At 47.7% G+C, this 12,736-nt stretch carries 20 protein-coding genes and 2 pseudogenes; 14 read left to right on the top strand and 8 right to left on the bottom strand.

Going from position 1 to position 12,736, the window contains the following annotated elements; all coding sequences use genetic code 11:
- Window positions 1–43: 43 nt before the first annotated feature.
- Window positions 44–757 (bottom strand): cation transporter, encoded by a 714-nt coding sequence (locus tag IPL83_08795; GenBank protein ID MBK9039239.1) that lies wholly within the window; start codon window positions 755–757, stop codon window positions 44–46.
- A gap of 110 nt (window positions 758–867) precedes the next feature.
- Between IPL83_08795 and IPL83_08790 the strand changes: the two genes are divergently transcribed.
- The 6 genes from IPL83_08790 to IPL83_08765 all read left to right on the top strand — a co-directional run bounded on the left by IPL83_08790 (window position 868) and on the right by IPL83_08765 (window position 3,547).
- Complete coding sequence (locus IPL83_08790; GenBank protein ID MBK9039238.1) at window positions 868–1,188, top strand: hypothetical protein; 321 nt, start codon at window positions 868–870, stop codon at window positions 1,186–1,188.
- Window positions 1,189–1,765: 577 nt separating this feature from the next.
- Entirely contained in the window at window positions 1,766–2,278 is a 513-nt protein-coding gene (locus IPL83_08785) for a hypothetical protein (protein ID MBK9039237.1), read from the top strand.
- Window positions 2,262–2,420: a hypothetical protein gene (locus IPL83_08780; protein ID MBK9039236.1), complete on the top strand. Its 159-nt coding sequence runs from the start codon at window positions 2,262–2,264 to the stop codon at window positions 2,418–2,420. The genes IPL83_08785 and IPL83_08780 overlap by 17 nt, the downstream gene beginning before the upstream one ends.
- A complete protein-coding gene (locus tag IPL83_08775; protein MBK9039235.1) occupies window positions 2,398–2,754 on the top strand; it encodes a hypothetical protein in 357 nt (118 codons plus the stop codon). The genes IPL83_08780 and IPL83_08775 overlap by 23 nt, the downstream gene beginning before the upstream one ends.
- On the top strand, window positions 2,751–3,251 hold the full coding sequence (locus tag IPL83_08770; protein ID MBK9039234.1) for an ATP-binding protein: 501 nt from the start codon (window positions 2,751–2,753) through the stop codon (window positions 3,249–3,251). Before IPL83_08775 ends, IPL83_08770 begins: the two co-directional genes overlap by 4 nt.
- A gap of 2 nt (window positions 3,252–3,253) precedes the next feature.
- Window positions 3,254–3,547, top strand: coding sequence for an ATP-binding protein (locus tag IPL83_08765; protein MBK9039233.1), 294 nt, complete (start codon window positions 3,254–3,256; stop codon window positions 3,545–3,547).
- Window positions 3,548–3,778: 231 nt separating this feature from the next.
- On the opposite strand, the gene IPL83_08760 is transcribed toward IPL83_08765, so the two are convergent.
- The 7 genes from IPL83_08760 to IPL83_08730 all read right to left on the bottom strand — a co-directional run bounded on the left by IPL83_08760 (window position 3,779) and on the right by IPL83_08730 (window position 6,837).
- On the bottom strand, window positions 3,779–3,937 hold the full coding sequence (locus IPL83_08760) for a multicopper oxidase domain-containing protein (protein MBK9039232.1): 159 nt from the start codon (window positions 3,935–3,937) through the stop codon (window positions 3,779–3,781).
- A gap of 38 nt (window positions 3,938–3,975) precedes the next feature.
- Window positions 3,976–4,485 carry a multicopper oxidase domain-containing protein gene (locus tag IPL83_08755; GenBank protein ID MBK9039231.1) on the bottom strand — a complete coding sequence of 170 codons (510 nt, stop codon included), beginning with the start codon at window positions 4,483–4,485 and terminating at the stop codon, window positions 3,976–3,978.
- 70 nt (window positions 4,486–4,555) lie between these two features.
- Entirely contained in the window at window positions 4,556–4,885 is a 330-nt protein-coding gene (locus tag IPL83_08750) for a hypothetical protein (protein MBK9039230.1), read from the bottom strand.
- Window positions 4,882–6,105 carry a hypothetical protein gene (locus IPL83_08745; GenBank protein MBK9039229.1) on the bottom strand — a complete coding sequence of 408 codons (1,224 nt, stop codon included), beginning with the start codon at window positions 6,103–6,105 and terminating at the stop codon, window positions 4,882–4,884. Before IPL83_08745 ends, IPL83_08750 begins: the two co-directional genes overlap by 4 nt.
- On the bottom strand, window positions 6,080–6,262 hold the full coding sequence (locus tag IPL83_08740) for a hypothetical protein (GenBank protein ID MBK9039228.1): 183 nt from the start codon (window positions 6,260–6,262) through the stop codon (window positions 6,080–6,082). Before IPL83_08740 ends, IPL83_08745 begins: the two co-directional genes overlap by 26 nt.
- A gap of 146 nt (window positions 6,263–6,408) precedes the next feature.
- Window positions 6,409–6,618, bottom strand: a complete 210-nt coding sequence (locus IPL83_08735; protein ID MBK9039227.1) for a hypothetical protein — start codon at window positions 6,616–6,618, stop codon at window positions 6,409–6,411.
- A gap of 24 nt (window positions 6,619–6,642) precedes the next feature.
- Window positions 6,643–6,837: a metal-sensitive transcriptional regulator gene (locus tag IPL83_08730; protein ID MBK9039226.1), complete on the bottom strand. Its 195-nt coding sequence runs from the start codon at window positions 6,835–6,837 to the stop codon at window positions 6,643–6,645.
- A gap of 325 nt (window positions 6,838–7,162) precedes the next feature.
- Here IPL83_08730 and IPL83_08725 point away from each other — a divergent pair, with 325 nt between their 5' ends.
- The 8 genes and pseudogenes from IPL83_08725 (at window position 7,163) to IPL83_08690 (ending at window position 12,576) form a co-directional block, all read left to right on the top strand.
- The gene (locus IPL83_08725; GenBank protein MBK9039225.1) at window positions 7,163–7,450 is read left to right on the top strand and encodes a hypothetical protein; all 288 of its coding nucleotides are present in this window, start codon (window positions 7,163–7,165) and stop codon (window positions 7,448–7,450) included.
- A 37-nt stretch (window positions 7,451–7,487) separates the two neighbouring features.
- Window positions 7,488–7,877 (top strand): hypothetical protein, encoded by a 390-nt coding sequence (locus IPL83_08720; GenBank protein MBK9039224.1) that lies wholly within the window; start codon window positions 7,488–7,490, stop codon window positions 7,875–7,877.
- Between the two features lie 107 nt (window positions 7,878–7,984).
- Complete coding sequence (locus IPL83_08715) at window positions 7,985–8,311, top strand: heme-binding domain-containing protein (GenBank protein ID MBK9039223.1); 327 nt, start codon at window positions 7,985–7,987, stop codon at window positions 8,309–8,311.
- A 5-nt stretch (window positions 8,312–8,316) separates the two neighbouring features.
- The gene (locus IPL83_08710) at window positions 8,317–8,463 is read left to right on the top strand and encodes a heme-binding domain-containing protein (GenBank protein MBK9039222.1); all 147 of its coding nucleotides are present in this window, start codon (window positions 8,317–8,319) and stop codon (window positions 8,461–8,463) included.
- A gap of 76 nt (window positions 8,464–8,539) precedes the next feature.
- The gene (locus tag IPL83_08705) at window positions 8,540–9,157 is read left to right on the top strand and encodes a TolC family protein (protein ID MBK9039221.1); all 618 of its coding nucleotides are present in this window, start codon (window positions 8,540–8,542) and stop codon (window positions 9,155–9,157) included.
- A 259-nt stretch (window positions 9,158–9,416) separates the two neighbouring features.
- Window positions 9,417–9,698 (top strand): annotated as a pseudogene (locus tag IPL83_08700) (TolC family protein).
- Window positions 9,699–10,169: 471 nt separating this feature from the next.
- Entirely contained in the window at window positions 10,170–10,415 is a 246-nt protein-coding gene (locus IPL83_08695; GenBank protein MBK9039220.1) for an efflux RND transporter periplasmic adaptor subunit, read from the top strand.
- A 570-nt stretch (window positions 10,416–10,985) separates the two neighbouring features.
- A pseudogene (locus tag IPL83_08690) lies at window positions 10,986–12,576 on the top strand (efflux RND transporter permease subunit).
- The last annotated feature ends 160 nt before the right edge of the window (window positions 12,577–12,736 follow it).

The raw sequence follows: 12,736 nt of genomic DNA, 5'->3' as shown, positions 1-12,736 counted from the left end.
GCACCTCCAAAATAGATCAGTTTCAACATCCGAGGATTCCCTTTTACATGAGCACCATAATCGCCATGGCGATCATAAGTGTATTTTCAATGATGGTCACTTTCGTAAGCGGTAGTTTAAAAACTGTGCCTAGGCACGCACACTGGAATTGACGTTTTTCTATTAGCGCCCTCGCTACTCCATAAGTCGTGACCGATAAAAATGAAATCACCAGTATAGATACGAGCTGCACTGAAAGCGCCAATAAAAAAGCGACACCAGAGGACAGCTGCAAAAATGGATAAACATAGCCATATGCGCGCAGCCTCGTTGGAATGGGGTCGTAAGTTGCAAATCCTTCTGCGAATTTTGGTAAATCCAGCAGTTTGAAATAGGAAAGGGCCACTAAAACGATTCCCATGAATTCGTACATCCACTGATCAAATCCAAGATCACCTCTCGCCACATGGAGAGCAGGAATGCCGGCGCTCAGTAGAAAAAGGAGTATGAGCGGCCAATACACCGCCACGGTATTAAGAAGGTTTTTCTCTTGTGACGCTATAGTGGTCGGAGGGAGGATTTCGTATTTTTTCAATGGGGAGAGTATTTGGTCGATTGCCTCTCGATCAAATTGCCTTGGTGAACTGAAGCGGATGTTGGGAGCTTTCAGGCTGACGGTAGCGTCAAAGACGTCGTCCTGATTTGACAGTACGTCAGATATTTTCTGGACGCAGCTTCCGCAGCTCATGCCACTCACATTGAATTCAAATGTTTTCACTTAATCCTCCTTGCCAGTCCGGGTTTGTTAGCCGCCAATTAAAAAGGGCCACCGGCACAAATTAAATTTGGCCACTTTTCCCCGCCGAGGCGGGGCCAAAGGAGGCCTTTATGGATGGCTGGCAATCGGCTACGGATCCCGATCGATTTACTCACGAAGTGATTGCGGTGAATTTCCATAGTCATCCCAACCTGTTGGGCTTCTTTTTCGAAGACAGACGTCAGCGAATTCGCTTTCAGGCGATGGAAATGAGCAAGCATGCCGCGTGTTTTTCGAGCGGCGAGAAACAATTGATTCGCGTTGCTTTGGATGTCTGGAGCGGTTCAGGCAATTCCAAGGTTTGGCAGTTTTTGGAAACATTGGACTCTGGCAATCTTGGTAACGTGCTGGAGGCATTGGGAAAATTGCGAGGTCGGTCGCGCGCCAATTAAAATTCCCCACCTTGGCGTTGGAGCCGAGGCTGCATTATCACTCCTCGTGTCCCACGACGGGACTGAGGAGGCTTTAGCCGGTGATAACAATGGATATTTTTCATAAAATAAGAGCTCTTGATCACCTTGGCGAGAGCAAGTCCAAGATTGCGCGGAGCTTGATCTTGATCGAAAGACTGTGCGCAAGTACCTCAAATCGACAGCTCCCCCATGCTATCGACCAAGATCCACTCCTCAAGGCAGGATTTCTTGCCGAGTTTGAGGGTTTTGTTCGGGGAAGCTCGTTATCGCCCCGGAACTTTCGGCGAGATCTATGCGCTGATTCGTCCGCTAGGCTATTTGGGTAGCGAACGCACGATTCAAAGGCGAATGAAATCGTGTGCGAGGGAAAACCAAAAGAGCGCTTTTTGAGCAAGAGTATACCCCTGGCGAGCAGGCACAGTTTGATTTTAAAGAATCAATCGAACTGCCATTTTATCGGGCCCGGTGATTGCGCACTTACATTTTTGGTACTTTGCCGTTTTCTAACGCTTGCGTCATCAAGGGCTTCCACACAAGACCTATGAATGTTTCATGGATGGCGTCCATTCATTTTTTGAAAAATTGGTGGTCAAACAAAAATATTCGAATCGACAACTTAAGTCCATGCGTGAAGCGGGTGAAAAAAGATGGCGGCCGTGACTACACGGATGCGTTTAATAGGGCGATTAAATATTACGATTTTGGAGTTCTTCCCTGCTCTCCAGGCCGAGGCAATGAAAAAGGTGATGTTGAGCGTGACATTCAAACCTGGTCGAGGAGATTTAGGAATCACGTAAATGTTCATGGGATCAGGTTCCGGGATTTTTCCACCTCAACGTCGAGCTCGAGGCCCTTCGGTGAACAGGAGCAAAGCGAAGCCGTCACTGAACTGCTGAAAACAGAGTGTGGTCAGTTGAGATCGCTGTTGCCGCGAGACGAGGATGTGCTTTGCCGCGTGGAAGAGACTCGTGCGTCTCCGCATGGCACGGTTCGCGTCGCCAAGACCACTTACTCAGTTGCGGATGCATGGATCGGATTAGGAGTGCCGAGTCGTGGCTGGTGCTTTTGAGACACGAATCACGCGCAAGGGCAGTGATGTCATCGTTGTCCATCCTCGAATGTCTGAGGGTGAGCATAGCATAAAGCTTGAGCATATTTTAAAAAAGCCTTCTCCGCAAGCCACAAGCGATGATCCGATGGAAACACCGTGAAATTTTATTCCCAGAGAAAATATTCAGGGATCTTTATCGTCGGCTCAAAAGCCAAGAGAACCATCCTGGGGCATCCGAACGCGAGTTTTTACGTATAATGAATCTCATCCATCACACGCCGTTAAGCGAGATCCAATGTGCGCTAGAAATTGTTCTTGGCCAGCCTGTGGGCGTGATGAACATCTTCATGGAAGTCAAAGATCTGCTTCTTGTCGAGCGCAGGCCTGAGACATTGGTAATCGATCTCAGCACACGGTTTGGCCAAACCCCGATAAGTCCGAATTTAAAAGATTATGATCAACTCATTCCCAACCAACAAGGAGTAACCGGATGACAAATGAAGAACTCAGCAATGGCCTAAAACAGCTGAATTTGCCAACCATGGCCGAAGGCTATAACGAAGCCTCGCGGGCTGCGGAAAAGGGCAGATTGACCTATGAGCAATATCTGGCGGGCCTTGTCGATGAGGAGCTGAACAGCAAATACGAATTAAGAATTAAGCGGTTAAGTAAAGAGGCCAAACTTCCTCTGGAGAAGCGGATCGAACACTTCGATTTTACCCAAAGAGAAGGTATCACCGAAGGAGAATTTAAACGTCTCGCAAAAGGCGATTTTGTTCGAGACGGATCCAACATTGTATTTTATGGCAGCTTTGGGGGTCGGGAAAACGCATCTAGGGATCGCGCTCATCAAGGAGCTAGTAAAAAGAATGTGCGCTGCCTGTTTGTCTCGACTCACGGCCTGATTGAACAAATGCTGGAAGCAAAAAATCTCATGCTGCAACACCTATTCAAACGCCTCGACCGGTACGACCTGCTGGTTTTGCGATGAGCTTGGATACATTGCCCAAAACCCAAGATGGAGCGGATCTGTTCTTCCAAATTTTATCGCTAAGAGCAGAGCGAAAAAAGCGTTTTGATTACCACCAATCTCACTTCTCCGAATGGGACAGGGTGTTTATTAATCCATTAAACACAGCAGCTGCCATCGATCGAATCATTCATAAATGCGAAACCTTCAACATCAAGGGCCCGAGTTGGAGAGCGGAAGAGGCAAAAAAAAGAACAAAAATAAAAGCAACTCTGGCGGATAAGAAAGTACAGCCCTCCATCAAAACGTCATCCTGACCTGAGGGACTCTATCCCCTCAGACACCCTGTTCCCCTGATCATCGTGATCGGGGGTCCCTTCGCAAAGCAGAACCAAGCATCTCTTGAAAAAAATAAAAACCTGGAAACAAGTTTGACAGCCAAACAAGATGTAGATACATCTGCGTCACCAACTGGCCAAATTTAATTTGCGCCGAACAAAAAAGTGGCCAAAATTGATTGTCGCCTAACAGGGTTTTAAGTCGGTGATTTACGTCACCTCAATCCAAGTATGCATGCCGCCCATTTCATGGGCAGCGTGGCTCACTCCACCGCCGAGAATTGGATTTCGATGCATGTCGTTCATCGTGTGGTGCATGAAGTGACAATGGAGAAGCCACTTGCCTTTCCTGCCCGCCGTGAAGTCCATGACGCGAACTTCGGCGCTGCTGATATCGGTTGTGTTAGCTAAATCTGCTGATGTGGGGGCAAGAAACCAGCTCCCCAATCACTGATCCGGAAACTATGGCCGTGTAAATGAATAGGATGAGTGAGCATACTTAGATTTGCTACACGTATGCGAACCCGCTCTCCGGACTTCGCCCGCATTGGGATGATATCTGGCGCAGGTTTTCCATTCATGGTGAAGTAGTTGAACTCCGTCATTTCCATGGTATCGGGGATCGGGCTTCCTGGGTGGATCATCCAAGTTTGCAGGAAATAGGCGTAGTCGCGATCGACAGTCTGGTGAGGCTGAGGGTTTCGGGGATGAATGATGAAAAATCCGCTCATACCAAGCCCTACTTGTTTGGCTCCCATGAAATGAGGATGATAAAAATAGGTTCCATGCTGTTCTAACGTGAATTCATAGACGAATGATTGGCCCGGCTGAATCGGCTCTTGCGAAAATCCCGTAACGCCATCCATTTCAATGGGAACATGAAGGCCGTGCCAGTGCACCGTAGTTGGCTCTGGCAATTGGTTTTCCACGATGATTCGGACATGATCCCCTTCGACCGCTTCAATCGTTGGGCCGATGATTGATCCATTATATCCCCAGCCGTTGATGGGGCGCCTTTTTCATCCCGTGGGGATCGCTCGTGTCCTGGAAGAAAGTTGTAACGGGCTGTGCGGTAAGTCTAAACACCTTTGTATTGCCGTCCATTTCATACGGCAGGGTCGAGATGCCAGGAGTAACTACCGGCAAGTAGCCCGAAGAGGCTCGGGTTTCATAGTTTGACAAAGTGTTCTCCGTTAGACCAAGGGCCGATGCTGCAACAGACGATTTGGCTCTGGCCACTGACGACGCGAAGATCGGAAGAGATGCCAAACCAAGTGCCGATAAAAACGAACGACGATCGAGATTTAGTTTAATCATTTTGTCACCTCCCGTTCAAAGCGTTCATAAATATAAGAGTTAGCCACAACGCCAAATATCGGGCTCGGAGGAAAGAAGAGATGTGCGGCGTCAGTATCGATGTATCCACTACCGGATGTGGAAGCATCGTCTTTTGAAATCAGCCAACCGATTCTTCCTGTATAAGGATCAAATGTACCCTTTTCAATATCGCGAATCGGAGTGGTTCCCACCGCGGCCTGGTAAGAGCCAGAAAATCGAATCAAATGATCCGTTAGATAGTTTGGCTGCGCTGGAAAAATAAATCGAATCCACTGGGAGATCTGGCTGCGCGGGATAGTTCGTTTGAATTCTCCTGCAAACGAGGGAAGCACTTTAGCTTCTTTAGGAAGAGCCGGTAGCGCCCCCTTAACAAGCTGAACTGTTCCGACTTTTTCCAAACTCGTGGGGGAATACCATACTCCTCGCACATAACCCTTTTCCACTCGACTATCGAAAAAGAACGAGTCCGCGTCGGGACCAGAAAGTGTAAACCCTGGACGAATATAAAATGAGCGTGGCTCATACCTCTGTGTAACAATGGATTCTGATCCGGCACCGCCCAAATATATGGATGCCGTCGAACTAATCATCATCTGGTTGGGATTATGAGGATTGTCCGTTGAAGAATAGGGGAAGACATCGAGCCGAACGGGAAAGTAGACATCGGTTGTCTCATTGTGAACGTATCCAAAGAATGATCCTCTTAGGGCTGTCGAAAGGGCTTCGTTGAGAGGAGGTGCCGGAGGCGGCAAATCTTGATTCTGCTCTTCCGTAGGAAATAGGTTATATCGTCTCGTGAAAAACCGAGCCTCTTGGGCGACGTCTTGCTTCTTTGTAAATTTGCAAGTGAGTAACTCACGGAAAGTGCGAATGCGGCAGGTAATCTCACCAGACTTAACCCGGCACTCTTCCGATGACTGCTCTCCCTGTAGATTCAGTTTTCCAAGGTAGAAGTTATAAGATCCTCTCTTAAAATGGAACTTCGTACACCAGCGATCGGATGGTAGGTCGCCACAGAAACTGTCATTTTTAAATGCAAGCCTCGCAGTAATTCCATAGTGGCGCTCAAGACCACTGCCTCTGGATTCGGACTCATTGGCCTGAAGACCACGAACCGTCTGAACCTGTAGAGCTGCTCCGTTTCCATTGCAATCGCCTTCATATTGGCCGCGTCTAAAGCGGAATAAATGGGGAAGCATTAACTTCAGGTTGAATTGACGGCACGGAGTCCTCATCGTCTCCCGGCTCATCCGACTCTTCAAGGAGTTCGACCGTGCCCGTTGTTGCAGAAGTTCGGACAAACACTTGGCCAACAATTTTTGCTCGCCCATCTTGCTGATAGATCTTTGTGGTCATGAGAAGGTCACGATCACGCTCATCAAATGTGAGATTTCCATTATCAAAATCATACTTCAGGTCTTTGAATGTCTCCGTGATGTACTCATGACTATTGTAACCACCAAGACCCAGGCGGACGCTTGCAACGAGACGCGGGAAATTCCTTAAATCGTCGGTGATTCAAGAAAAAACTCTGCTAAGACGGCGATTTTCTCATTTCGCCCATCAAGCGCAATCCATCCGACGTAGCGGCCCGGTTTTAATTCTCCGCGATTATTGCCGGTTCCTTCATGATTGTGGGGCGGCTGAGCAATGGCTAGAGTCGATATGGCAAACGCCAAGCATAATCCTAGCAGTCGAATCATTCTTTCCATAAAGACCCCCAAAACCGGCTCTCTTCAAAAACGTCTCACTAAATCGACGAGTTCCTCAACCTTGGCCATTGCCTTAGTGTGACTATTGGACGCCATGGCATCTGAAACGCAATGTGTGAGATGGGATTCAAGAACAGCGATCTCAATACTCTTTAACGCCGAAGCTGCGGCCCTAGTCTGCGTTAAAATGTCGGCAAAATAGCGTCGATCCTCTATCATCCTCTCTTAACGCCTTCAAGTTGCCCGATGACTCGGTTCAGTTTCTTGATGTGCTGCGTGTAGCAGGGATGATTTTGAACGGATTTTTTTGTCATGAAACTCATTCCTCTGGTTAAATCCGGCGTGAACGTAGCGTTTTTGGGGAGTTTGTCCAGATATACCCATAGGGGTATTTTTAACGCTTTTGCTGTGACGACTATGGGCGAAACGCCTCGGTCAATATACCCCACACGGGTATATTGACTTTCCGATCCATGAGCGATAGTTAAATTAAGGTTTTATAGAAATCTGGCTCTCAATTGAGCTTCAACTTTGGGGCACTCTTATGAAAAAATATCTGTTCAGCTCGATTCTTGGTCTTTCTCTGTTAGCGTTCGGCTCCTCTGCTATGGCTGCATTTTCGATCGACGAGTTGCAGGCGGCGGCTGCCTCCGCCCTTGACGATTTTAAGCAGAATAATCCAAGCCATATTCCCCATTTTACAGGTTACAAGGCTTGGAATTCAGGGGAAGACTCAAAGGTAAAAATCTATGTATCCCATGACGGCATGAATATGGAGTTTAACTATCTTTGCATGAAACATGATACTTCGATTGCTTGTCACGCGCAGTAGAGGCCACCTGTATTAGGGACGACTTAGGGGAATTAAAATGAGGCTTTCCTTTTCAGCTTTTCCGTTGATTATCATAATTTCCACAGGTGTGGTCTTTGCGTCGACAAGAGGAGCGGCGAAGGAAATTGAAAAGAATATTCCACCGGGAAAAGTTCACGAAGAGTGCATGGACCTTGGTGCCCCAAAGAAGCTCATCTATTCGTTCAAATCTAAAAGTCCCGTGAACTTCAATATCCATTACCATGCGGGCAAAGACGTTTTCTATCCGGTGAAGCGAGATGAAGTAGCAGGCATTCAGGAAGAATTCAGACCAACCAGTAAGCAGGAGTACTGCCTAATGTGGTCAAATTTCGAAAGTGCCCGTCCATTTGTCCTACACGTACAAGGTGGAGTAGCTTTCCCCTCTTGGAGGACGCTTACGGATTAAAAAGATTTTTTACAAGGCTGTCACAGCATTGAGGCTTGCTTCGTAATAATTCATGCGGAGCAAGCCTTTCGCTTTTAGAAAGAAGGAGTGATGAAATCTAGTCAAAAATTCGCCTTACTCGCTTTGTTTCTCTTCATTTTCTCTTCTACGACCTTTGCCCACAAGAACCATCACGCCGCTCAAACGACGCAGGTGCCAGCGAAGCCCCCAATGATCAACTCTCGCGGATCAATGAGCTTTACAAAGACAAAGTAAAACCGATTTTCCAAAAGAAGTGCTTCGACTGCCACAGTCAGAACACACAATACCCTTTGGTACTACAAATTCCCGGCGCCAGACAGCTTATTGATGGTGATATCGAGGAGGCTAAAGAGCACTTGGATTTTACAAATGACTTTCCTTTCGGGGGCATGGGGTCCCATCCGAAGACCTAGAGGCGATCGGCGATGTCGCCAAGGAAAATTCCATGCCGCCATTTCGCTATTGGATTTTGCACCGAGAATCCAGCCTAACAAACGAAGAAAGACGAATCATTTTGGAATGGGTGGACAAGTCTCAGACTTTCCTTAAAGAGAAAAATAAATGACCTGTCACAAACCCTCAATTCGATTCGTATTGGTATTTGAAGACACCCTCAGGGACTTCAGGCAGGAATCGCTACTATGAAAATACCACTAATAGGTCTTTTTTTACTTACCACCACGTCGTTTTCGGCGTTCGCCGATACGTTAACCCCTTTGGAGGTTCTAAAAAACGTGTATGCGAGCAATCCCGAGCTTGCGAGTTCCCAGGCACGGGCAAATGCTGAAGACGCAGCCATCTCTTCAAAATATTCTTTGAGTAACCCCCGAGTTGGTCTCATGCGTGAAACCAATATGACTGCCGAGCAAAGAGTCATGGGCGACATGCAATCTTGGACACTGTCCCAGGAGGTCATGTTCCCGACAAACTATTTTTCCATGGGTTCCATGCAAAGCTCAAATGCTGAGGCCGGAAAGGAGGAGTTTCTCGATAAAAAACTGGAAATCAGACAAAAAGCTCTTTCTCTTTATTCTGACTACTATTCCGCTAAGAAAATCTCCTCTTTGCTCGAAGCACAAAAAGAAACTCTTCGTGAAATTGCGAGAATTGTCGAATCAAGGCGTGCCACTGGAGCCGTACCTCAGCAAGACGAAATGAAGGCTCCATGTGGAGCAGACAAAAATCGAGAACGAAATCCTTTTGCAGTCGCAAGAGCTTGTGGCCCAACGCTCTTCCCTCAACGCACTTCTCAATCGTGACCCTTGAAAGCGAGCTGGATCTACCGAAAGATGATTTAAAGACACCTAGAATCACTATTTCTATCGATAAAATCAAAGAACTCGCTCTGCAAAATTCCAAGATGATCTCAGCACAGAAGGCTTGGCTTTCAGAGGCGGAACGAATAGAAGCCTCGCAAAAGCAAAGCTATCTTCCGGACTTCATGCTGAACTATCGGTGCCTTTTGGGCCAATGCTCCGGATAATGCCTATTCATTCGGCGTGGAAATGACAATTCCGCTTTGGTTTTTCAAAGCAAACCAGCGAAGTCTCCCAGGCTTCCGCAAAGGCAATGGAAGTCGAAAAACGCCTGGAGCTAACAAAGCGCCAGGTGGAATCGGATACGAGAAATTTAGGCACGAAAGCGGAAACCCTCGCCAAACTTTTAAAGATTTATGAAACGGCATTGATCCCTCAATCCACGAGTGCATTGAATTCGTCACGAGCCGCATACAGTGCCGGACGCGTGGGGTTTCAGGAACTTTTTGGATGCCGAACGCCCCCTATATTCCGTTCGGATTGATTACTACAGGAATCTAGCTCGTTTTGTGGATGCACTGACGGCTTTAGAGAAACCGTTGGTGCTTCGATAAGCGATCTTCCGGTGGATGGGGATAAACTATGAAAAATAATTTCAAGCTCATTTTTTCTGTAATTTTCATGGCTGTTCTCGGCGCAGGGTTTCTTCTTGTACGAAAAAGAAAGCGCTGACAATAAGTCCGAGATTGTCCACCAGCACGAAGGTCAAAGGAAGTGTGGACCTGTCCCATGCACCCACAGGTCAGAAAGGATGGTCCTGGAAAATGTCCGATTTGCTCAATGGATTTGGTCAAGGTTGATGCCCTCGGTAGTAGTGCTGCCGATCAGTCGCAGGCACATGTTCCCGAGGACATGCCATGTTTCAGCTCAGTAACAATCGTATTCAAATGATTGGTGTGAAATATGGTGTTGTGGAGAGAAAGCACTCTTTAAGTCAGTCGAGGCAGCAGGACGCGTGGCGTTCGATCCCGAACTTTATACGGCACAAAATGAATATGTCGAGGCTATCAGGCAGTTGGAGCGAGTAAAAGACGCACCCATTGCCGATGTGAAACATTCGGCAGTCAGAATGGTTGAGTCCGCTAAACTTCGCCTGAAAATTTTAGGTCTCTCCGATCAGCAGATTGCAAAACTTCGCTCTTCAGGCGGTGCGACCACTGGTTCAAATCTCCTTATCACGTCGCCGGGTGAAAATGTTTGATCTATGCGGAAGTTTTTGAGATGGATCTCTCAAGCGTTGAGTCCGGTCAGCAGGTGAAAATTTCCGGCGGTGCGCTTGAGTCAAGAACTCTTTGGAAAAGTGGCTTCCGTTGATCGAGTCATTAACCCGACAACTAGAAACCGCTAAAGTTCGTATTCTTGTTCCCAACGCTAAAGCCCTGCTTCGTCCGGAAGCATTTGTGAATGTTACCATTTTATCCCCTCTTGGAGAGCAAGTCGTCGTCCTTTTGATGCCGTGCTTGATTCGGGCAAGAAGCCTGGGCATTTGTGGTAAACACGACGGCCATTTTGAACCGCGGACCGTTGTTATCAAACACTATGCAGGTGACGAATTGGCAATAGGCTCGGGTCTAGAGCCTGGTGAGGAAAAGTGTACGAGTGCCAATTTTCTTGTGGACTCAGAGTCACGGCTAAGGGTGTTCTCTCCTCCCAGGCAGGTGCCCAAGACCAGGGTGATGGAGCGAGTGAGAAGCCAAAAGTCCCCGAGTGTCCAAAGGGACAAGAGTGGCATGAGCAAATGAAGCACTGCATGCCGAAAGTCGGCGGGTAACTGATTGAGAAAATTATAGAATTCTCCGCTAGAAACAGATACTTCGTTTTTATGCTCACGGCGGTGGCATCCATCGCCGCGTGGTTTTCCTGCAAGCAATCCCCGTTGACGCTATTCCCGATCTTTCTGAAACGCAGGTTATTATCTATTCAAAGTGGGACAGGTCGCCGGACATTATCGAGGATCAGGTCACTTATCCGATTATCAGCGCCATGCTCGGTGCCCCGAAGGTCAAAGACATCCGTGGATTTTCCGACTTTGGCTTTTCTTATGTTTACGTGATCTTCGAAGATGGCACTGATCCCTATTGGGCTAGATCGCGAACACTTGAATATTTGTCGAAAATCACGCCCCAGCTCCCGAAGGAGGTAAACACCGAACTCGGCCCTGACGCTACTGGAGTCGGCTGGATTTTTCAGTACGCAATTGTCGATAAGACGGGAAGCGTTCTCTTGCGGACCTGCGCTCTCACCAGGATTGGTTCTTGCGCTATGTTCTGCAAACGGTGCCTGGCGTGGCTGAGGTTCCCGCCATAGGAGGCTTTCAAAAACAATATCAAGTGAAGGTGAATCCGAATGCACTCCTAGCCTACAAAATCCCTCTCGCAAAAGTTACCGAGGCGATTAAATCCGGAAACAATGATGTTGGAGCCCGACTTCTTGAGGTTTCCGGCACCGAGTACATGATTCGTGGCCGAGGTTATATCAAGAACCGGCAAGACATCGGAAATATCGTTGTCGATTTACGAGGGCCGGAACTCCGATTTATGTGAAAAACGTAGCTAAGGTCACAGTCGGGCCGGATATCCGCCGTGGGATTGCCGATCTTGACGGTCAGGGTGATGCCGTCGGTGGAATCGTGGTTATGCGTTACGGCGAAATACCACAAAGTCATTGATGCCGTTAAAAAGAAAATTGAAGACACTAAAGCGTCCTTCCCGAGGACTCGACCTCGTTGTTACCTATGACAGATCCGACCTGATTCGTAGGGCGGTCGGTACCTTAACTCACGGAACTCATTATTGAAATGATTATCGTGAGCTTAGTGATTTTGATTTTCTTGATGCACATTCCAAGCGCCATGATTCCCATCATGACACTGCCTTTGGCGGTACTCATTAGCTTTATTCCCATGCATCTCGTGGGATTTCATCCAACATTGAGCCTTGGCGGCATCGCTATCGCCAATTGGCGCCATGGTGGATGCGGCTATTGTGGTTGTGGAAAATGCCCACAAACATATCGAGGAAGGGAGAAGAGCGGGAAAAGGAAGATGTCAAAGAAGTCGTGATTCAGGCCATTAAGGAGGTGGGTCCCGCGAGCTTCTACTCTCTCCTCGTATTGCCGTGTCTTTTGTTCCGATTTTTTGCTTTGGAAGCCCAAGAAGGAAAGCTCTTTAAGCCCCTTTGCTTATACAAAAAACCTTTCCATGATTGTCGCAGCGATTTTGGAGTATCACCCTTGATCCGGCGCTAAGAGTCGCCTTTACGACTTTTCTATTCGACATTTTAAAACCGGCATGGCTCTCGCGAATTAGGAATGCTGTGCTTGTCGGGAAAACCTATTCCGGGAAGAAGAGCATCCAGTGGTAAAGTCTTTTCAAGTACTATGGACCAATCGTGGACTGGGCCGTGGAAAAGCGCTGGAAGGTTGTCGCTGGCGCGGTTGTGCTTTTTTACTTGCCACTCTGCCAGTGTTTTTAAGCTCGGCTCAGAATTCATGCCGCCTCTGAATGAGGGCACGATTCTCTAT

It is taken from the genome of Bdellovibrionales bacterium (assembly GCA_016716765.1).
GTDB lineage: Bacteria > Bdellovibrionota > Bdellovibrionia > Bdellovibrionales > UBA1609 > JADJVA01.
Note: the sequence above shows the minus strand (reverse complement) of the source record. Positions and strands in the feature narration are given on the sequence as shown.